We start from the raw sequence: 20,901 nt of genomic DNA, 5'->3' as shown, positions 1-20,901 counted from the left end.
GGGGACAGAGCTGCAGTTACGCTTTTGAGATTCCGGGTGGCTCTGAACTCGGGACTGGTTCGCCAGGACCGCCCGAGATTTCAGGCTGGCTATGGAGAAGTAAGGCAAGATACTTCTTCCGGTAGTCCCACGCGATCCAGGAGGCAAAGCACATTCCAGCACTTGTCAACGCGGCCAGGGCAATAAGAAGAAACGTCCAGCGGCGGTCGATCGCGGCGGGGGAAGCCGCGTCCGTGCTTTGACTTTGTACTGTGCCGGCGGCTTTCTCTTGCGGGGAGGTGGATGGAGTCGCCTGGTCCCCGGGTTTGCTTGGTGGGGAAGAAGTGCCCCCGTCTGGTGTCTGACTTAAACTGGGGCCATCTCCCGGACGGGTGTTATCATGTGCTTGTCTATTTTCCTTGCTAGGGCCATCATGTTCGGTTGGCATGAGGGCCACAGCAGATTGTGCGGTAGCAATCGGTCCTGGGGATGAGACCGAAGGAGTGTTTCTCAAGTCCGGGCCTGCATTTGGCAATTGATCAGCCTGTGGGGAGGAGGGAAGTCCCCGGGCGCTTGATGACGGCGCAGACGCAGGAAGCTTTCGAGGGAGGGGACCGCTGCCTACAACGATCCGGTAGGTTCTGATGGGGGGCAGATTCGGCGGCACGTCGCTGGCAGCAAGGATATCGCCGGGGCGAAGATTCTGGAGCTCTTCGGGCGATATCTGAATGATGTATTCCATACCGCCATCCGTGGAGGGTTGCCAGCCAACGTCCACACCGCAGCAGAGCAGCACGAGGAGAGACGCGCCGTACATCATGGGATCGAAGCGGCTCCTTGCGAATGCGGGTGAAGTTTTGCTCTTGTGTTTGACTGAGCAGGACCACAGATGTCCATCGAATTTTATCCAGGCGGATTTCTGTCAAGTGCAATTGCAGTTCAGTATTAAGCGCTCTGATTCCTTTCGTCCATTCTGATAGAGTCTGCCGGAACAGGCAATCTGAGCAGTAGGCTGACACATCCCCACTTTTCCTGAGCCGATGGGGACCCGGACGTCCACTCGAGTTCGCATGGTAGCGAGATTAATTCCGGAGAGGATTGCTTGTCAGGTTCGGATTCCGACGTTTCGATCGTGCATTGCACCGACCGGGCTCCAACTGCTCGGATCAGTTGCAGGTTAAACCGTAGGGGCAATTCATGAATTGCGTCTACGACACAGTGTGCTGGTCGGATTGGGGAGGTTTCTGCATAACTGGGAAGAGGTCGCGAGTACAGGAAGGCGGAAACCTGTGCCGTCTGCTCAATACACTTGCGGTGAACACGTGACAGGCTAGCGAAGAACGCATTCGCTACAGGAGCTCGATCGGTTCCGTGCTCACGTCTTTGGGTGAGATTTGGACACTTGTGAGTGACGGACGGCCATGGTAAATTGGCAGCGGCTTTAAAGTGTGCACCGTCGCAAAATGGTGGTCCATCTTAAGAAAGGGAGGGAGTTATGTCCGCCGCTCGCCATGCGAAGGTAACAAAGTCGCGCCGAGAGTTTCTCATTCAAACCGGTGCAGTGTTGTCGGCGGTTTCGCTGGTGAAGGGAGGGCTTATCTACGGGCACCACGTGAGTGAAGACAACACCATTCGACTGGCCCTGGTAGGTTGTGGTGGTCGTGGGACCGGGGCCGTGGCGGATGCTTTCTCAACCACGGGGGGCCCAGTAAAACTGGTGGCGATGGCGGACCTGTTTGGAGATCGCCTGGAAGGCAGTCTGAAAAACCTTCAGACTCAGTTTCCGGATAAGGTGGATGTTCCGCCGGAGCGTCGGTTTGTTGGATTCGATGCCTATCGGCACGCTATTGATTGCCTTCGCCCGGGCGATGTTGTCATTCTTGCGACACACGCGGCCTTTCGGCCAGTTCACTTTGAATACGCGGTGCAAAAGGGGGTCAATGTCTTCATGGAGAAATCGTTTGCCGTCGACGCTCCAGCCACTCGCCGTCTCATGAAGGCAGCGGAAGAATCCGAGAAGAAGAATCTCAAAGTGGGAGTTGGCTTTATGTGGCGGCATTCCAAGGCTCGGCAAGAGGTCATCAAGCGCATTCACGACGGTGCGATCGGGGAAATTCACACATTAAGGATCTACCGGGTGCACGGCCCGGTGTTCACCCCACGACTCCCAGCCGGAGCGAATGAGATCGAGTTTCAAATTCGTCACGCCGTATGCTTCAACTGGGTCAGTGGCGGATTTTTTGTGGATTGGCATTGCCACAATGTGGATGTGGCGTGTTGGGTCAAGGGGGCATGGCCGGTAGAGGCGCAGGCGATGGGAGGACGTTGCTATCCCGATGCCGGCAATCTTTTTGATCACTATACTGTCGAGTATACCTTCGCCGACGGCACAAAACTCTTTGCATTCTCTCGTCACATGCCGAACTGCTGGTCCACCTATTCGGACTATGCACACGGCACAAAGGGATCTGCCGTCATTATGACGGATTTATCGGACCCCAAACCCAAGCTGTACAAAAGTCAAAAGATGGTGGCCAGCGAAGAGATCTGGCGATATCCTGAGCCTGACGTGAATCCCTACCACGCCGAATGGCAGGTGCTGCTCGATGCCATCAGACAGGATCGTCCCCACAATGAGGCCAGGCGGGCAGCGGAGGCCAATATGGCGACGCTCATGGGACGGATGGCCGCGCATACCGGTCAGTATGTGACCTGGGAGCAGGCCTGGAACTCCAATTTCCAGTACGTTCCCGATATCGATAAGCTCACATTCGATTCGGAGCCGCCCATTCGAGCGGACAACGAAGGGCGGTATGCTCCGCCTTTACCGGGTACGAGCCAGGAGATTTGAGAAGCAGGGCCGCCAAAATCCGCTTTCTGGTGGCTTGCGGTTTTGGCAACGGACTTTTAGAATCAATCACGCCGTTGAACGGTGCGCTGGTGGCCTGTTCACCGTGCGCGGTGACAGATTATGTCGTGTGGGGTTTGGACGTTACTTTTCCTGCGCAAAGGAGGGATCATGTCTTCTGGACAGCGTCACAACTTTCCCAAGCTTCACAACGCAGCCTGGCCGGGAGTCGTGGGAAAAGGTGATGGGGGTGAACCGCCCATTGATCTTGATACAATGCTCGATCTGACTGCGGCGGCAGAAGTGGACGGAATCAAATTTGACGGGTTTGACCTTTTCCTTTACCTCCCCCATATCGATATTGATTCCACGGTCAAAAGCGATGACGCTATCAAGGAGCTCGCAGAGAAAGCCGCCCGACGCAATCTGAAAATTGGCACGGTAGTGGCCCCGATATGGCCTCCGACGGGTGGTGGTTCAGCGATGGGAGACGAGAGCGAGCGGAAAAAATTTCTCGAACAGGTTCGTAAGGGCTGCCGAGTGGCGATGGTCTTGCGTGAAATCGGCGTGCGCCCCTACGGAGTTGTGCGTATCGATTCCGCGTGCAGTGTAACCGAGTGGCTGAAGGATCCGGAAGGGAATCAGCGTCGGATAGCCGAAACATTCCGCCAGGCCTGCGACATTGCGGCGGACCACGGTGAGAAGCTGGCAGCAGAAGGGGAAATCTGCTGGGGCGGCATGCACAGTTGGCGGCGTATGATTCAGCTTTTGGAAATGGTGGATCGCCCGGATGTGCTTGGCTTCCAGGCCGATATGGCGCATACGCTGCTTTATCTTCTGGGGTACAACGCCCCTGAGGATGCGTTGCTTCCTCAGGACTTTGACTGGAAGGACCAGGAGCGGTTTTACGCCGCATATAAACAACTGACGGACGCGTTGCGTCCATGGACGATAGATCTCCATATTGCGCAGAATGATGCCACCGTGCATGGGTCTGGCTCTCACGATAAGACGGGGCGGCACTGTCTGGCGACTGATCCCAACGGAAAGCTGGATATCCCAAAGGCGGCCGGATACTGGCTGCGCGATGAAAACGGACAGCTCACCAAGAGGATGCGGCATATCTGCTGGGATGGCTGTATGTTTCCCAATGCCGTCATGATGAATCCCCAAACCTGGAACGATATTTTGCGGGTGATGATCCAGGTGCGATATCTGCATGGGTGGTACGAGGAAGAGTGAGCTTCTCTTCACGGATCACTTTGCAACAGTAACAACGAAAAACGATAAGTGTGTCAGCATTGTTCAACGTTTAACAATTGCCAAAAGGAGGAGACACTATGGCAAAGGAACTGAGGATCGGCATGCTGGGTTGCGGGTTTATGGGCAAGGCGCATTCCAACGCCTGGTTGCAGGTTCCTCACTTTTTTGATCGGGAACACAAGCCGGTCCTGAAAGCCGTTTATGCCCGGCCGGAAGATAAGGACAAGCTAGAAGCATTTGCCAAACGGTGGGGATACGAATCGATCGAAACCGACTGGCGGAAGTTGGTCGAGCGGGATGACATCGATCTTATCGATGTGTGTGTGCCCAACAACATGCACCACGACTGCGTGATTGCCGCCGCCGAGGCCGGTAAGATTGTGGTCTGCGAAAAACCCTTGGCGATGAACGCCCGCGAGGCTGAGGAAATGGTGGCCGCTGTGGAAAAGGCGGGCGTGCCCAATATGGTGTGTTTCAATTATCGTCGCGTTCCGGCAATTGCACTCGCTAAGCAGATCATCGACGAAGGGCGGATCGGACGGCCCTTCCATTACCGGGCGACCTACAATCAGGACTATACGATCTCGCAGAAGGTGCCTCAGGGCGGGCTGGCTCTCTGGAGATTGGACGCTCGCGTGGCAGGATCGGGTGTGACGGGTGACCTTCTCGCCCATTCCATCGACACCGCCGAGTGGCTCAACGGTCCGATCAAGAAGGTGGTTGCGTACACGGAGACGTTCGTCAAGGAACGCGTTCACGCGGAGACGGGACGCGTGGAAAAAGTAGAAATCGACGATGCCTGCATGTTCCTGGCCGTTTTTGAGAACGGCTCGCTGGGAACCTTTGAGAGCACCCGTTATGCCCGGGGCCGCAAGAACTACAACACCTTTGAGCTCAATGGTGAGTTGGGCTCCGTATTCTTCGACCTTGAAGACCCCCATCTGCTACAATTCTTCCGGTACGCTGATCCCCAGACCGGGAAGAAGATTGAGGACCATCTGACCGGCTGGCAGAAGATTCACGTGACAGCCAGTGAGCATCCTTACATGAAACACTGGTGGGTGCCAGGTTGTACCATCGGGTACGAGCATACCTTCATCAACACGTTTGCGGACTTTTTGGCCTCCCTGGAAGGTGGACCGAAGTTCCAGCCCGACATGCGGTCTGGGCTCCGAACGCAACGTGTGTGCGACGCAATCCTCCAGAGCGCTCGGGAAGGACGGTGGGTGGAAATCGAGGGTTGACGGCCACCGGGTTGACTGAGGATTAAAAAAGTGGGGGCACTGGCTTCACGCCGGTGCCCCTTTGCATCTTGTCCTACCTAAACGAGACCGAAGTATTACACAGGCCATTGACGAGGCGGCAGCGGGCATAAAGATTGAGCTGCAGAGTAGGGCATTTCCTCACGGACGTGACGCGAGTACCTCAAAGCGCCCTTCGCGGATGGCCCGAGCCATTGCCAGCGGCACTTGCGCTTCGGCAAGGATAACCTGGGCACGGTTGTAGGCAACCTGAGCTTTCATCTCCTGGCTACGGGCCATCGCCAGCGCCCGACGTTCCTCTGCTTTGGCGCGAGCCACGCGGGTATCGGCCTCTGCCTGATCGTATTGGAGCCGTGCTCCGATATTCTGACCGACAACGATATCCGCAATGTCGATGGAGACAATCTGGAAGGCAGTCTGTTGATCCAATCCTCGCTCCAGAACGGCCTTGGAAATTCGGTCCGGATGTTCAAGCACTTCGAGGTGTGTTTCTGACGACCCGATCGCGGTGATGATGCCCTCACCGACCCGGGCAATGACTGTTTCTTCGGTGGCTCCCCCAATGAGGGTTTCCATTTTGGTGCGGACGGTCACCCGGGCCCTGACTTTCAATTCAACGCCGTTTTTGGCAATGGCACTGAGCATGGTCCGACCGCTTCGGGGATCGGGACAATCAATGACCTTGGGATAGATGCTTGTCCGCACGGCATCAAGCACATCACGCCCGGCCAGGTCAATGGCTGCCGCCTGATCGAACGTGAGCGGCATCTGCGCACGGTTGGCTGCAATGAGGGCGTGGATGACCTTCATTACATTGCCACCAGCCAGATAGTGTGCCTCCAGACGCCGGGTGGTAATGCCGTAGCGCTCGTCGGTGAGACCAGCCTGAACGGCCATGATTTTGGCCTGCACGATCAACCGCGCGTTGACCTGACGGAAACTCATGCCGATCAGGCTCCAGATACTCACCCGGGCGCTCGACATGTACGCCTGAAACCACAGCGCCCCATACATCAGCACGACGATCACCAGGAACAAAAGGAAAAGCAGACCGATGATACCCAGGATGATCCAGATGGGCCAAAGAGAAAGTTGAGCCACCACAGAATGAGCGAGGTCCACGTGCATCATACACCTCCTTCTCTAATACGCGATTCACGGTCGAAATTATACCACGGACGAGCCATTCGTGCTAATCCCCGCGGTTGTAAAGCATAACGAGCGAACCCGCGGTGATCGTTTTGATGCTAACGCCTTGCAATCCGACCGCTTGACCTCGGGGGGGATTTCGCGCTATTTTAAGTTTCATCGCTCGGTCTATTTTCGGGCGAGAGACATGACGCCGGCGGTGCCGGCTTGTTTTCTTCTGGAACGGGAAACATTCCCATGCGCATGCAAGGCACGACAGTGGTTACGGTGCGCCGAGGCGGATCAGTAGCCATCGGGGCCGATGGTCAGGTGAGTCTTGGCTCCACCGTGTTGAAGTCTGACGCTGTGAAATTGAGGCGTTTGGGGGATGGAAAAGTCCTCACGGGTTTTGCGGGAAGTACTGCCGATGCCATTGCTCTGTTCGAGCGTTTTGAAGCCAAGTTAAAGGAATTTCCTCATAATTTACCTCGGGCGGCCACGGAGTTAGCGAAGGAATGGAGGACCGATCGAGCGCTCCGCCGCCTCGAGGCGATGCTCATTGCGGTTGATGCCCAGCACACACTGCTGTTATCGGGGACGGGGGACGTCCTGCAACCGTCAGACGGAGTTTTAGGGATCGGATCAGGCGGACCTTACGCCGTGGCAGCGGCCCGAGCGTTGCTCCGGCACACCAATTTGTCAGCCGTTGAAATTGTCCGGGAAGCCCTGCGCATTGCTGCCGAACTGGACGTGTATACCAACGAGAATATCATCGTGGAGGAGATCGCGTGCAGCAGTTGACACCTACCCAAATCGTCGCAGAACTCGATAAGTACATCGTGGGCCAGGAGGCTGCCAAGCGGGCGGTTGCCGTAGCACTTCGCAATCGCTGGCGTCGCCAGCAGCTTCCGCCGGAGATTCGTTCCGAGATTGGTCCGAAAAACATTCTCATGATCGGGCCGACGGGCGTGGGGAAGACTGAAATTGCCCGCCGGCTTGCACGATTGACCGGCTCGCCCTTCGTAAAGGTGGAAGCCACGAAATACACCGAGGTTGGCTACGTCGGACGCGATGTGGAGAGCATGGTCCGCGACCTGGTGGATAACGCCATCTCAATCGTGTATTCGGAGTACCGCGAGAAAGTCAAGGAGGAGGCGGAAAAACGGGCGGAGAACCGGTTGATTGATGTATTGCTGAAATCGGGGGACTGGGAAGCGGAACTGAACTCTGGATCCGAAGAAAAAAACCGAAAGAACCGGGTGCGAATGCGCCTGCGGCAATTGTTGCGGTCAGGTGTTCTGGACGATCGGATGGTCGAAGTGACCATTGAAAAAAAAGAGCTCCCATTCTTCGTGAGCGGCATGGGGCTGGAGCAACTCGATCTCGATTTTCAGTCCTGGGCGGAAAGGCTCTTTTCCAGCAAGCGAGCTCGGCGCCGTGAAATAACGGTGGCGGAGGCACGCCGTCTATTCTTTGACGAGGAAGTCGAAGCGCTTGTGGACAAAGATGAAATCGAGGCAAAAGCTATTGAATTAACGGAAAACTCTGGAATTATTTTTATTGACGAGATTGATAAAATTGCGTCCACGGGAAGTGTCCATGGCCCGGACGTCTCCCGGGAAGGTGTGCAACGGGATCTTCTGCCGATTGTGGAAGGAACGACCGTCAAGACACGTTACGGGTATGTCCGTACAGACCATATTCTGTTTATTGCCGCCGGGGCATTCCATCGGTCGAAACCCAGCGACCTCATGCCGGAGCTTCAGGGGCGATTTCCTATTCGGGTGGAATTAACGGACCTGACCAAGGACGATTTCGTGAGAATCCTCACAGAGCCGGAAAATGCTCTCGTCAAGCAGTATCAGGCTCTTCTTAGAACCGAAAATGTGGAGCTGATCTTTCAGCAGGATGCCATTGAGCTGATTGCAGAGTTTGCCTATCGCGTCAACCAAACCACGCAGAATATCGGGGCACGTCGCCTGTATACGGTCATGGAAAGATTGCTGGAGGAAGTTAGTTTTAACGCGCCAGACAATGTGCGTGGTGAGTTCGTTATTACAAGCGACTACGTTCGCAATAAACTAAGCGACATTATTAAGGATGAAGATCTCAGCCGGTTTATTCTATAAGGTCAGACCACAAACTGTGCTGAATATGTCACGACGGCGATCTGCTCGAAAATTGGAAGCAAGTGCACATTGGCAAACCAGAGCAAGGGCGATAATCGGTTAACGAGTTCGCCAGAATTTCGGATTCAGAATGACCAAAAGTGGAAAGAGTTCGAGTCGGCCGAGTAACATCAGGACGGTCAAAATACACTTGGCCGGCGCGTGGAAGGCACCGTAATTGGCCATTGGGCCAACTATTCCTAAACCAGGTCCCACACCATTGAGTGTTGCCGCCACTGCGGAAACGCAGTCGATTAACTTGTTGCCGGGGGCACCGTTCCAGGTGGAGAGCGGTTCAAGTGCCAGCAGACCGAGCCAACTGACAACGGAGACCAGCAGGATCATCGCAAAGTACACGAGAATGCTTTTGAGCAGGTCGGGGTCGGTAACGGGATGCTGTCCAATACGAACGACACGCACGATATTGGGACGGTAAGTCTGCTCCAACTCAAGTGCGAGGATTTTGAACAAAAAGATATAGCGAATAACCTTGACGCTACAGCTTGTACTTCCCGCACACCCGCCGATATACATGAGGACCAACAGGACGCCCTTCGCAAAGGGGGGCCACTTATCAAAATCAGCGGTAGCAAATCCTGTGTTTGTCTGGATTGACACGCATTGAAATAGGGAGTATCTGAGGGCCGTAAGAGGATTGTATCGGTACTCGGGATATTCAAAGAAAAGGCAGGCTGCCGTCGTTAGGGTTGCTACCAGGATAATCACTGCGTAGACACGGAATTCGACGTCATAGATGAGACGCTGAAGGTTTCCTTTAGCGGCGAAATAGAGGAGAGCAAAATTGGTGCAGCCAAGAAACATGAAAACAGTGATGGTCAATTCAATGGCAGGGCTTTGGAAATGTGCGATGCTGTTGTTGTAGGTACTGAAACCGCCGGTGGCAACCGTTCCAAACGCATGGCACAGCGCGTCGAAAAGGGATAGTCCCTGGAGAAGAAGGAGGCCCGTCAAAATCAGGTTGAGAGTGACGAAGACGCTACCGAAGGCAATGGCCGCCCTTCGGGTTTGCTCGTGGGTGGATGTTTGGGAAGGGGCGGCCACCTCGGCCCGCATCAACTGTTTCCCTGCTGATCCCATCCCGAGGACGGCGACGAACAGCACGACGATCCCCAGTCCACCCAGAAAGTGCGTTTCCGACCGCCAGAAGAGAACAGAGCGCGGTACGAGATTGGGATCTTCAAGCTCAGATAAAACCGAAGCGCCAGTTCCGCTGTAGCCGGAGGCAGATTCGAAAAGGGCGTCGAAGATGTTCATTCGGACGATGCGGCCATTTTCACGAGCCCGCGCAGTGCCTGAAAACAAATAAGGGAGCGCTCCCAGAATCGTTGCCAGCAACCACGCCAGAGCGACTGCCGCCAATGCCTCGCGTCTGAGAAGGCGGTCACGACGAGCATCCCGGCCGACAAACAGTAACACAAGACCCACCAAAATACTGACAAGGATGGCTCCCAGAGTTCCGGTGAAGCCACGCCAATCGAACGCATCGACCTGCCCGAAAAGTGGATGGGACCAGGGGAGGCTGGCGGTCATGAAACCGCCGACGATCAGAGAGATGATCCCCAGGATGTAGGCAATCAGTTTGAAGTTCATCGCGTCCGACTTCGCAGCACAGCAGCTGGCTAGTTCTTGGGCAAAGGCGCGAGGACTGCGGTAATTTCACTAGGGTCCACATCGGCGACCAACGCGACTTCCCCCAGCCGCTTCGGCAGAATCAGGCGCAGCCGCCCATGTTGCACTTTTTTGTCCCGCTGCATACAGGCGAGGACGTCGTTGGGCGAAAGAGGGGGGGCCTCGGTCGGCAACCCCAGAGTTTTAAGGAGATTCGTTTGCCGCTCGCATTCCTCGCGTGAGAACATATTTCTAGAAGCGGCTAACCTGGCAGCACAGGTCATTCCAATGGCAACCGCCTCACCGTGCAATAGGGAGGTGTAGCCTGTGAGAGTTTCGAAGGCATGGGCGAATGTGTGCCCGTAATTCAAGATGGCCCGGTAACCCGTCTCTTCCCTCTCATCTGCTTCGACCACGTCGGCTTTTAGACGGCAACACCGCGCGATAATCGTCGTGAGGGTTTGGGCATCCAGGTTGCGAATTCCTGTCACGTTTTCTTCGAGGAACTGGAAGAATTGTGCATCCAGAATCACTCCGTACTTTACGACCTCAGCCAGTCCGGAAATATATTCCCGGGGCGGAAGGGATCGCAACGTTCCAACGTCTATCACGACGAGAGAGGGTTGGTGGAAAGCCCCCACCATGTTTTTCGCCTTTTCCAGGTTTATGCCCACTTTTCCTCCGACCGAGCTGTCCACCTGGGCGAGGAGGCTCGTAGGAATCTGAATCAGCCGCAACCCACGTGCGTAGGTGGCCGCGATAAATCCCGCAAGATCACCGATGACGCCTCCGCCCAGCGCGACAACGACAGTTTTTCGGTCCGCACGGAAATCGACCATCGCGTTCCAAAGCTCCTCCGCATAGCGAAGACTTTTTGTTGTTTCGCCGGCGGGGAGAGTAACGCTGCTCACGCGGATGCCCTCATTTTCCAGAGCTTGCTGGCACGTCTCCAGATAAAGAGGGCCCACGTTACTATCGGTGATCACAACCGCGTGGGTCACGTCCATCGACGACGTGATCAGTTCACCTGCTTTCGGGAGAATTTGGTCCCCGACGAAAATGGGATACGATCTGGGACCAAGGTTGACGTCAATACGCGTTACAGTCATGGCTGGTTGCTGTGCGAACTGAACATTTTCACTCACGCTGACGTTTCTACGGCCTTACTCGTCTCATCGGACATGCCCAGGATTCGCTGAATATCGCCTGCCGTTATTGTAATTTCGCGTCGAAATCCCACTGGCAACCGGACGTAGGCAAGCTGCTCGGCTTGCTGGGGATTGGCGTCCAGTTCGTGCTCCACACGATTGCGAATATCCTGCGAATAATGGTCCAATTCTTTGGGCCAAAGAAAGATTTTCTCCACCACCAAAGCTTCCCGGTAGGGGTCGTATTCATTCGCCATAGAGTGCACCTCACGTCGAAGTCCGCCGGGAATACACCACTCAATCCCTAGATTAGCGGAAACGCTCTATCACCGGGTTTGGAGAAGACTTAACGGAATCGGTACACGTCACGCATTCGAAAACCACCATCGCAAGTGCACGAACGAGTGCTTGACTGTTAATTGAACAACCTAGAGTCACGGGTGTGCAATCGCGCAATTCTCCCTTTTTTCGAATTTCCTTAAGCAGGCTTAAAGACATCCCCTCGGTTGTGCGTGTCGGCACTATTCTGCTCAATGCAACGGCGGTTAAAACCGACGATTTGACGTCACTGTGGTAGTGTTAACAGACCACATCATCAGAACTGCGGGGACCGTTCCGCAAAACGGTCCCCGCGATAACGGATTTATCACTTTTGGCGTTTACCCGCGGAGATGGTTCCCGCTGAGTAAATCGGCTCGCGGCTTTCCCGAGTATCTGACGCGGGAAGAGCCGCCGCGCATCAGGCGTCAAGCGTATATCCCGGCCGATACACCGGTTTGATCAGCTCTTCGAGACCGGAAATGTTCTTGGCTTTCAGATTGGCCGCATCCCATTCTACCTTCGGCCCAACTCCCGGTTCATTGGCTACCCAAACCGCAAGGTTACCAAGGAGAACGGTTTCGGTAAGCGGGCTGGCATAGTCCGGGAAGTTAGACATCGCAGGCTTGCCGGTCTTGATTGCCAGGACCCACTCTTCAAAGTGACCGGGCGAGCGTTCGAATTCAACCTCGGGCACCGTCAAATCTTTGGGCACAATGACGAAACGGTCGCAATAGTCACCGGGGGCGTACATCTTCCCTTTGTCGCCGATGATCAGCGCGCCGCTCGCCGTGGGGGCAGACGGATCATCAAATTCCTTGAAAAGCTCTTTCGGAGGTAGCTTTCCACCGTCGTACCACTTGAGGGTCAGGCCCGGCCGCCAGTCGTTGGCAGCGAACTCGTACGTGATGATCGACCACTTGGGGAAGCTGTCCCGGTTGTGGCCGGAGGTTTCAGCCTGAACGGAGACCGGGTCCCGCAAATCCAGACCGGCGTAAGGCATATTGAGTGTATGGCACGCCATATCGCCGAGTGCACCGGTGCCGAAGTCCCACCAGCCGCGCCACGAGAACGGGTGGTAGCCCGGGGCATAGGGGCGGAACTTGGCCGGGCCAATCCATTCTTCCCAGTGGAGGTACGGAGGAACGGGTTGTTCCGGCGCGCGGGTGCCGCCTTGCGGCCAGATCGGGCGGTTCGTCCACACATGGACTTCCTTCACCGTGCCCAGGATGTTCTTCTTCAGCAAGGCGGCCGCACGGCGGAGAGCCGGATTGGCTGTGCCCTGATTCCCCATCTGGGTTTGCACTTTCTTTTCCCGAGCCACTTGTCCCATCAGTCGGGCTTCGTAAATGGTACGGGTGAGAGGCTTCTGGCAGAAGCAGTGCTTGCCCAGCCGCATCGCCAGCAGAGAAGCCGCCGCGTGGGTATGGTCGGGCGTGCTAACGGTGACCGCGTCGATCTTGTCGGCCATTTCATCGAACAGCTTGCGGAAGTCATAGTACTTTTTCGCGTTGGTAAATCGCTTGGCGGCGGCGTCGAGTGTCCTATCATCGACATCGCAAATTGCGACGACCACACCCGCGTTTCCCGCATCTGCCGAGTCACTCTGGCCTTTGCCACCCACGCCAATGCACGCAAACTGAATTTTCTCGTTGGGGGATTTGCTCTCCTCGGCGCGGACTCCGCCGGCTACCCAGTAACCGATACCAATGACGGCGGACGTCTGCAGGAATTCCCGACGACTTGAGCGAAACGCCATGGCAGATCCTCCTACACAGATGGGGACAAAACTCAATCCAGGCACACTGCCGAATACGTGCCACAATAATGACTTATCGTGCTTTTGGCAAGTTCCCGGCCAACTTTCGTGGAAAGGCAGGCAACTGGCAAACACATAATCGGAAGCACCGATAACTGGAAGGTGGTTGGCTCCGTGCTTGGGTGAAGCTGATGCAACCCGAAACCTGGCTGCGGTCCCGACTGTATTGCTGAGGCGATCCGTGCGCTTTGAGAAACGTGCAGGAATTTTCCCAGTGCCGGCACACCAGGCTGAGATTCTAAATCGTCCAGTTCTGAGGGCAGGCTGGTACTGGCGCCCAACAAAAATCGTAAATCATCGAGGGGTGGCACGTCAATCGGTGAGGCCCCTGAGTCGTCCCCACTGTTCTCTTGCTGGAAAGCGACGCGGACTTCGACAACGCCCTAACCGGGTGCGAGATCTGGCCCGGTGGGAGGTGCTCGTCCTCTCAATGTTCGCACGTCGGATGGTCCACGCCGCGGACCGATCTCCGCCAGTATGTTTAAAGGTGTAGGGGCAATTCATGAATCGCCCCTACAATAGTGAAGTGGGGATGGGTCAAGTGAAATCCTCTTCAGGTGCAGACATGTCGTGCCAGAGACGGTGCTCGGCCACCGCTTGGGAAAGCACAAGGAGAAGGACATTGCAATCGTAGGGTTTGCGAAGGTAGTAGGTTCCCCCGGCAGCCCGACATTCGCGAACCAAAGTCTCGTCGTCCCCCAGCCCGCTGAGAAATACAATGGGTATGTCTGATGTTTGGTTGTCTGCTGTGAGAATTCTTGCCACTTCCAGACCGTTGAAGTCCGGCAGGCAAAGATCCAACAGTATGACGTCAGGATGCGAGCCACGCGCGAGGGCGATGCCTTCTTCACCGGAAGCGGTGGCCAGCACCTCATATCCCTGCCACCGCAAACGGAGAGCGAGCGGCTCGACGGCGGCCAGGTCGTCGTCCACGATGAGAATTCTCCCCGGCCGCTCCCGGCCCTGAACATTTAGTTGTGGCTGGAGTTGGGATTGTGGCGTGGTCATGGAGAACCAACCGGCAGGCCACAAAAAGCGGAATCCATCCAACTTCAATTGAAAAGTTTAGAACATTCTCGCAGGCGAGGCAAACCGGCATGTGAGGAATGTTCTTACGTTCAAAGGTCACTATTTCTCACGATTGGCATGAGCGCAACATTTAATACAAGCTGCAAGCTGAAAAGACCGCCGATTCCACGGCACAAAAAGGAATTGTTAGGCTGGTGAAATCGGGAGTGCCGTGGGTACTGTGTGCGATTTCACAGCCTAATGTTCATTAGGATCAAGTGTGGTATGCCTGGGTGGTCAATTTCCTGAATGGTGAAGAACTCTGTACAATGTGTGATGTTGCTAACGGTAAACCGGTAACTCGGGGAGAGACCGTGAGTGGAGACTTCGATGCTGGACGCGACATTGCTTAACCTTTTGGCCTGTCCCGAAACGAAGCAAAGCCTTCGGGTGGCCTCGCAAGTTTTGGTCGATGCGGTGAATGCCGCCATCGAGCGTGGGGAGCTCGTCAATCGGGCCTCACGAAAAGTCGAGCGACCTGTGGAAACGTTGTTGATCCGCGAGGACAACGAGATTGCCTATCCCGTCTGGGATGACATTCCGACGCTGCTGATTGACGAAGGCATTTACATCGGTCGGTTCGTCAATCAGCTTTCCAAATCGGATCGTTCAAGCTAGCTGAGAAAACTGTGCAGCAATTCTCAGAAGTGATGGTAGACAACTGAACTGGTATGTAGACGCAGCAGGATTTGGGCAATGGGGGTGTCACGATGTCTCCGAAAACAGTTTTCAAAAAAATCATCGACAGAGAAATTCCGGCCGACATTGTGTACGAGGACGCCGATTGTATTGCTTTTAAGGACATCAACCCACAGGCTCCCGTCCACATTATCGTCATCCCAAAAAAAGAGATTCCCAACATCGAGGCGCTTCAGGAGGAGGATGCCGAGCTGATTGGCCGATGCTTCCTGGCTATGCAAACGATTGCCACTCAATTAGGCTTAAGTCAGGGGTACCGGGTGGTGCTCAATAATGGGAGGGATGCCGGTCAGGAAGTGATGCATCTGCACTTTCATATGCTGGCCGGGCGGCAGTTTGGATGGCCTCCTGGTTGAAGTCCGAAGTCCGACGAGTGGCCTCGGGATCGATAGGGCGATTCTCTCCTTCCTCACATTACTACCACGCATGGAAGGCCGAGCGCAGCACAACGTGGATGTACTCGGATGGCTCGCCGACGCTTTGGAGGAATTGGATTGCCAGTCTCTTCGGCGGATACGGCGATGCCGCCAGAGTGCTCAGGGGCGCATTATTTGGCTGGACGGACGCGAGCTCGTAAACTTTGGCTCTAATGACTACCTGGGACTGGCGAGTGATCCGAGACTGGTTGCAGCGGTAAAAGAGGGTTTGGAGAAGGAAGGATGGGGAAGCGGGGCAAGTGCGCTTGTCTGCGGCAGGTCCTCAGCCCACGCTGCTTTGGAGGAGGCCCTGGCAAAGTTTGAGGGCTGTGAGGCGACACTCGTATTTCCTACCGGATTTGCGGCGAATGCGGGGACGATTGCCGCCCTTGTCGGGCCTGGGGACGCCGTTTATTGCGATCGAAAGAACCACGCCAGCATCATTGACGGCTGCAAGCTGAGCCGGGCGGATTTGCGGGTGTTTCCACATGCGGACGTGGATACTCTGGATCACCTGCTGGCCAAACCGCACAGGCATCGGCGACGGCTTGTCGTTACGGATACGCTTTTCAGCATGGATGGGGATCTGGCTCCCATTCCTCAGCTCGTGGACGTATGTGAACGGCATCGTGCTATCCTCATGGTCGATGAGGCACACGCGACCGGCGTTTTTGGCAATAGAGGTCGTGGCGTGGTGGAGTTTTATGGTGTTGAGGAACGGGTACCCGTACGCGTGGGGACGCTCAGCAAGGGCCTCGGTTCCGTCGGCGGATTTGTCGTGGGAAGCACAGCACTGGTTGAGTGGTTGGTGCAAAAGGCCCGGCCCTACATGTTTTCCACAGCCCTGCCGGGTGCTGCGTGTTATGCTGCAATGGCGGCTCTGAAAGTCGTTGAACAGGAGCCGCATCGACGTGCGCTGGTCGTCCAGAAAGCTGAGTTTTTGCGAGAAGCGCTTAAACGCGAGGGGTGGAATATCGGGCTTTCGGCCAGTCAGATTATTCCGATTGTTGTGCGGCAGCCGAACGTAGCTTTGTCGCTCGCTCGATTTCTGGAAACTCGCGGGTTTTTTGTCCCTGCGATCCGGCCTCCGGCGGTACCTGACGATGAGGCGTGCCTTCGGGTGAGTGTGACTTTCCACCATCAACACAGCGACCTGGAACGGCTTGTGGAGACGCTCGGCGAGGCAAAACGAAAGCTGGGCCTCGGTAACTGATTCATCCTTACTTTTCCTCTGTCGCATGAATAGGACGCTGACCATCACGTGATCTTGCACGGGAGTGAGATTCAGAGCCGCTCTTCGCGCCCACATTTCGAGATTTGGATGATTCTATCAGCAACCAGTCCCGTTTGCTCAGTTAGGATCTAGCTCAGACGTAGGGGCAATTCACGAATTGCTCCTACCTCACGCTCCGTCTTTAGCCTTTTACCAATCCGTTACAAAAAGCGAGGAGGAATCAGACTCGGTAATACTTGACGGGGGTTGGAAGCTGATGTAGCTTGCTTGCCGGAGAAGCGTTTGCCACCGGTACATGGGTGGCGTTTGTGGGAGATTCACATCGGCTAGCGTTGGGCAGTTGTTTTTGAGCAAGAGCATTGCCACAAGCACCTGCCATCTGGCGCGTTAATCACCGCGAAGGAGGCATTTACCGGGTGGAATTGATGGCGCGCCGCCGATCCGTGGTCCTGAGTTTGGCCCGCAAAAGATAAGGACAGCTTTTTCGAAATAAACGATGCTGCTGGGAGGTGACCGATGCGACTTCGTTCTGTTATCTTCGCGCTTGTGAGTTGTGCTTTACTGAACCCGGGGCCGAGGTTGTGCTCGCGGTGCTTCGGTGGGGAAAGCAGCGACACCCGTACAGTCCTCTGGCAGATCGGTCAGAAGGATGGAAAGACCGAGGGGTTTGCCCTGGCCCCGAACGCTTTCAGTCAGTACCGGGAAGATCCCATTTTTCTGGTTGGTGTGTCGGATCCAGCCCGAGACTGGCCGTACGTCCAGCCAGGCCCGGCCGACGTGTGGGCAGGTGGGCGACCTCACACGGCGACGGTTCTTTTCGGCCTGGAAAGCCCACCCTCTGGAGACTGCGAACTCGTCCTTTATCTGGCAAATACTCACTACCGTTCGCCTCCCAGGGTTGCCATCAGCGCGAATGGCAAAATTGTTTTGCAGGAAACACTTCCGCCAGGCGGGCCCGACGCAACGATTATGGGCGATCTGAAAGAGGCGAAACCTTGTGAAGTGCGGGCTACTATTCCTGCCGGTGCGCTTCGGACTGGTACCAACGTAATCTCGATAAGTACTCAGGACGGGAGTTGGATGCTTTATGACGCCGTGATGTTTTTGGCGCCGGCGGGCGTTCGGATGGCACCCCTTGGCGACGTCACGGCGGTCAGGTCCGTTCAAGCTGTGCCCGCCTTGGTGAAAGCCCACGGTGAACTCCGGCAGGTGATAGAGATGGTGGTCATTCGGGCGGGTGGGCCTGAATCGGTCGAGGTTATTTGCGGGGGAACACCATGCTGGTCGGGAAGCGTTAATGATGGAACGCAAGAGGTTATCGTCCCCGTACCACGGGTGACCGAACGAAAGGACGTGAATCTCGTCGTTCGTACATCCGATAAGGTGATTCTTGAAACCAAGCTTACGCTGGACCCTGTCCGGGAGTGGGTCGTCTATCTTTTGCCACATTCTCACGTGGATATTGGATATACGGATATTCAGACGAAGATCGAGGAGAATCACTGGCACTTTTACGAACAGGCCTTGGAAACGGCTGCGAAAACCGCTGATTATCCTCCCGAGGCGCAATTCAAGTGGAACGTGGAAGTCCTCTGGGCTGTGGATAGTTATCTGCGAAAATCCTCGCCGGAGAAAAGAGCGGCGTTCGTAGAAGGGGTGCGAAAAGGAGTCATCGGGCTTCAGGCCCTGTACGGCAATGAACTAACAGCGCTGTGCCGTCCTGAGGAGCTGCTTCGTCTCCTCGATTACTCGCAGCGGCTGAAGGAACAAATGGGCGTGCCGATTGACTCAGCCATGATCAGCGATGTCCCGGGATACACCTGGGGCATTGTAACGGCGCTTGCGCAGGCAGGTGTGCGATACTTTTCCATCGGGCCTAACGGGGGACATCGGATTGGCCATACTCTGCGAGTTTGGGGCGACGAGGCGTTCTGGTGGAAATCACCCAGTGGTCAGGAACGCGTGCTGTGCTGGATTCCCCGCCGCGGATACTGGCGCGGCTTTCGAGGAAAAGCCGAATTGTTTGCATATTTGCGGGAGTTGCAGGAGAGTCAGTATCCCTTCGAGATGGTACAACTTCGCCATTGCTTGGGCGACAATGCGGCACCCGACGTGGGCATCAGCGATTTCGTCAAAGAATGGAATGAAAAATATGCGTATCCGCGATTGGTCATCGCAACATGCTCCGAGATGATGAGGGAGTTTGAAAGGCGTTACGGCGATAAGTTACCGGAAGTTGCTGGTGACTTTACCCCCTACTGGGAAGATGGTGCGGCGTCCTCAGCGAGAGAGACGGGATTGGTCCGACGAGCTGCCGACCGGCTGTCCTCGGCCGAGACGCTGTGGGCCATGCTTCGTCCTGGCGACTATCCCGACGAGCTTTTTTACCAGGCTTGGCGCAACGTGGTCCTCTACGATGAACATACCTGGGGAGCTCATAACAGCATAACCGAGCCAGACAGTGAATTTGCAAAGAGTCAGTGGCAAATCAAGCAGAGCTTTGCTCTCGAGGCAGATCGGCAATCCCGGGAACTGCTTGCCCGGTCGCTGGAGGGATTGGTCTCGGAACAAGGAAACGAGGCTGCCGATCGGTTTGTCATGGTACTCAACCCCACGGGTTGGGTGCGGAGCGACCTGGTCACGCTGGACGCCCAGGTGGGGTCGCTCATGTCGATCCAGGACGGTCAGGGTGCAGCGGTGCCGTGGCAAAGGTTAAGTGACGGTCGTGTTATATTCTGGGCACAGGATGTGCCAGCCTTTGGGGGACGACGCTTCAGGCTTGTTTTTGGCGGGCAGGGGAATGTACCGCGCGATTCCGAGAATGGAGTGCCGGAGAGTGGTACAGCGATAGAAACGCCACGCTACACCCTTGAAGTCGAGCCGCAAACCGGCGCGCTGCGGCGATTGGTCGACAAGCAGTTGAACCACGATCTCGTCGATAAAACCAAAGGCTGGGGCCTTGCCGAATACCTTTACGTACCTGGCCGGGATCCGGACAAGGTCCAGCGAATCACCGGAGCCTGCACGGTGACAAGGCTTGAACAGGGGCCGCTCGTGCGACGCTGGGCCGTGGAAAGTCGGGCTCCGGGATGTCGAACTGTGAAATGGATCTACGAGTTAAGCGACGTCAAGGCTCAGATCAAAGTTGACATGATTTTGGACAAGGAAAAGGTTCGCTCGGCGGAAGGCGTTCACATAGCCTTTCCGTTCGATGTCCCGGATGGACAGATAAGAATGGAACTCGCGTGGGCAATCATCCGGCCCGAAGCCGATCAGCTTCCCGGTGCATGCAAGAACTACTTTACCGTGCAGCGGTGGATCGACGTGAGCAATGATCAATTCGGCGTGTTATGGGGCGCATGGGATGCGCCGCTGGTGGAGCTCGGAACGATTCGAACAGATGTACCACAGCCTTTCAGTCCTGAGGGTTGGCTGACGAAGATCGAGCCCACGCAGACGATTCTTTCGTACGTGATGAATAACTACTGGGAAACCAACTATAAAGCGGACCAGGAAGGACCCACGCTGTTCACATACTTCATTTTGCCACATCGGGGAGGATACGATCCCGTGATGGCCACCCGATTCGGGATCGAAACAACACGGCCATTGATCGCTCTCCTGGTGGACAGCAGAACGCCTGCGGAATTACCATCGCCGGTCACGGTTGACTCGGAGTCAGTGCTTCCTGTGGAGTGCAAACCGAGTCGCGATGGACGGGGAATAATTCTGCGGCTTTTCAACCCGCAACAGGCTCCCGCGGAGGCAGCAGTCAAATTGGACGAAAAGAAACTGAGCAGGGTGTGGTTGACAGATTTGTCGGAACGACCTGGCGCTCCCCTCAGGGGACCGGTGACGGTACCCGGCTTCGGATTGGTGTCCCTTCGATTGGAGTAAGGAAGGACCACACGGGACAAAATGT

Annotated in this window: 16 protein-coding genes; 9 read left to right on the top strand and 7 right to left on the bottom strand. The window is 55.7% G+C overall.

Annotation, left to right across the window (positions count from 1 at the left end):
• Positions 1-16: 16 nt before the first annotated feature.
• Positions 17-799: a hypothetical protein gene (locus THTE_RS10230; protein ID WP_095415348.1), complete on the bottom strand. Its 783-nt coding sequence runs from the start codon at positions 797-799 to the stop codon at positions 17-19.
• Positions 800-1,474: 675 nt separating this feature from the next.
• Here THTE_RS10230 and THTE_RS10225 point away from each other — a divergent pair.
• From THTE_RS10225 to THTE_RS10215, 3 genes are all read left to right on the top strand, one after another.
• Positions 1,475-2,830 carry a Gfo/Idh/MocA family protein gene (locus tag THTE_RS10225; RefSeq protein WP_095415347.1) on the top strand — a complete coding sequence of 452 codons (1,356 nt, stop codon included), beginning with the start codon at positions 1,475-1,477 and terminating at the stop codon, positions 2,828-2,830.
• 168 nt (positions 2,831-2,998) lie between these two features.
• The gene (locus THTE_RS10220; protein WP_095415346.1) at positions 2,999-4,069 is read left to right on the top strand and encodes a sugar phosphate isomerase/epimerase family protein; all 1,071 of its coding nucleotides are present in this window, start codon (positions 2,999-3,001) and stop codon (positions 4,067-4,069) included.
• Between the two features lie 98 nt (positions 4,070-4,167).
• Positions 4,168-5,334 carry a Gfo/Idh/MocA family protein gene (locus tag THTE_RS10215; protein ID WP_095415345.1) on the top strand — a complete coding sequence of 389 codons (1,167 nt, stop codon included), beginning with the start codon at positions 4,168-4,170 and terminating at the stop codon, positions 5,332-5,334.
• A gap of 159 nt (positions 5,335-5,493) precedes the next feature.
• Here the strand turns inward: THTE_RS10215 and floA are convergent, their stop codons facing one another.
• Entirely contained in the window at positions 5,494-6,483 is a 990-nt protein-coding gene (floA, locus tag THTE_RS10210; protein ID WP_095415344.1) for a flotillin-like protein FloA, read from the bottom strand.
• A gap of 255 nt (positions 6,484-6,738) precedes the next feature.
• Between floA and hslV the strand changes: the two genes are divergently transcribed.
• Positions 6,739-7,281 (top strand): ATP-dependent protease subunit HslV, encoded by a 543-nt coding sequence (hslV, locus tag THTE_RS10205; protein ID WP_095415343.1) that lies wholly within the window; start codon positions 6,739-6,741, stop codon positions 7,279-7,281.
• Positions 7,269-8,609, top strand: a complete 1,341-nt coding sequence (gene hslU / locus THTE_RS10200) for an ATP-dependent protease ATPase subunit HslU (RefSeq protein WP_095415342.1) — start codon at positions 7,269-7,271, stop codon at positions 8,607-8,609. Before hslV ends, hslU begins: the two co-directional genes overlap by 13 nt.
• Positions 8,610-8,708: 99 nt before the next feature.
• Here the strand turns inward: hslU and THTE_RS10195 are convergent, their stop codons facing one another.
• The 5 genes from THTE_RS10195 to THTE_RS10175 all read right to left on the bottom strand — a co-directional run bounded on the left by THTE_RS10195 (position 8,709) and on the right by THTE_RS10175 (position 14,570).
• Positions 8,709-10,259, bottom strand: coding sequence for a TrkH family potassium uptake protein (locus THTE_RS10195; RefSeq protein WP_095415341.1), 1,551 nt, complete (start codon positions 10,257-10,259; stop codon positions 8,709-8,711).
• Between the two features lie 29 nt (positions 10,260-10,288).
• A complete protein-coding gene (aroB, locus tag THTE_RS10190) occupies positions 10,289-11,422 on the bottom strand; it encodes a 3-dehydroquinate synthase (protein WP_338064577.1) in 1,134 nt (377 codons plus the stop codon).
• Positions 11,419-11,682 carry a hypothetical protein gene (locus THTE_RS10185; RefSeq protein WP_095415340.1) on the bottom strand — a complete coding sequence of 88 codons (264 nt, stop codon included), beginning with the start codon at positions 11,680-11,682 and terminating at the stop codon, positions 11,419-11,421. The genes aroB and THTE_RS10185 overlap by 4 nt, the downstream gene beginning before the upstream one ends.
• A gap of 482 nt (positions 11,683-12,164) precedes the next feature.
• Positions 12,165-13,502: a Gfo/Idh/MocA family protein gene (locus THTE_RS10180; protein ID WP_095415339.1), complete on the bottom strand. Its 1,338-nt coding sequence runs from the start codon at positions 13,500-13,502 to the stop codon at positions 12,165-12,167.
• 597 nt (positions 13,503-14,099) lie between these two features.
• Positions 14,100-14,570 carry a response regulator gene (locus THTE_RS10175; protein ID WP_095415338.1) on the bottom strand — a complete coding sequence of 157 codons (471 nt, stop codon included), beginning with the start codon at positions 14,568-14,570 and terminating at the stop codon, positions 14,100-14,102.
• A 390-nt stretch (positions 14,571-14,960) separates the two neighbouring features.
• Here THTE_RS10175 and THTE_RS10170 point away from each other — a divergent pair, with 390 nt between their 5' ends.
• The 4 genes from THTE_RS10170 (at position 14,961) to THTE_RS10155 (ending at position 20,876) form a co-directional block, all read left to right on the top strand.
• Complete coding sequence (locus THTE_RS10170; RefSeq protein WP_095415337.1) at positions 14,961-15,248, top strand: Trm112 family protein; 288 nt, start codon at positions 14,961-14,963, stop codon at positions 15,246-15,248.
• Between the two features lie 92 nt (positions 15,249-15,340).
• Positions 15,341-15,685 carry a histidine triad nucleotide-binding protein gene (locus tag THTE_RS10165; protein WP_095415336.1) on the top strand — a complete coding sequence of 115 codons (345 nt, stop codon included), beginning with the start codon at positions 15,341-15,343 and terminating at the stop codon, positions 15,683-15,685.
• A 70-nt stretch (positions 15,686-15,755) separates the two neighbouring features.
• Complete coding sequence (gene bioF, locus THTE_RS10160) at positions 15,756-16,958, top strand: 8-amino-7-oxononanoate synthase (RefSeq protein WP_095415335.1); 1,203 nt, start codon at positions 15,756-15,758, stop codon at positions 16,956-16,958.
• A gap of 537 nt (positions 16,959-17,495) precedes the next feature.
• The gene (locus THTE_RS10155) at positions 17,496-20,876 is read left to right on the top strand and encodes a glycoside hydrolase family 38 N-terminal domain-containing protein (protein ID WP_095415334.1); all 3,381 of its coding nucleotides are present in this window, start codon (positions 17,496-17,498) and stop codon (positions 20,874-20,876) included.
• Positions 20,877-20,901: the final 25 nt, after the last annotated feature.

It is taken from the genome of Thermogutta terrifontis, from assembly GCF_002277955.1.
In the GTDB taxonomy this organism is placed as follows: Bacteria; Planctomycetota; Planctomycetia; order Pirellulales; family Thermoguttaceae; genus Thermogutta; species Thermogutta terrifontis.
Note: the sequence above shows the minus strand (reverse complement) of the source record. Positions and strands in the feature narration are given on the sequence as shown.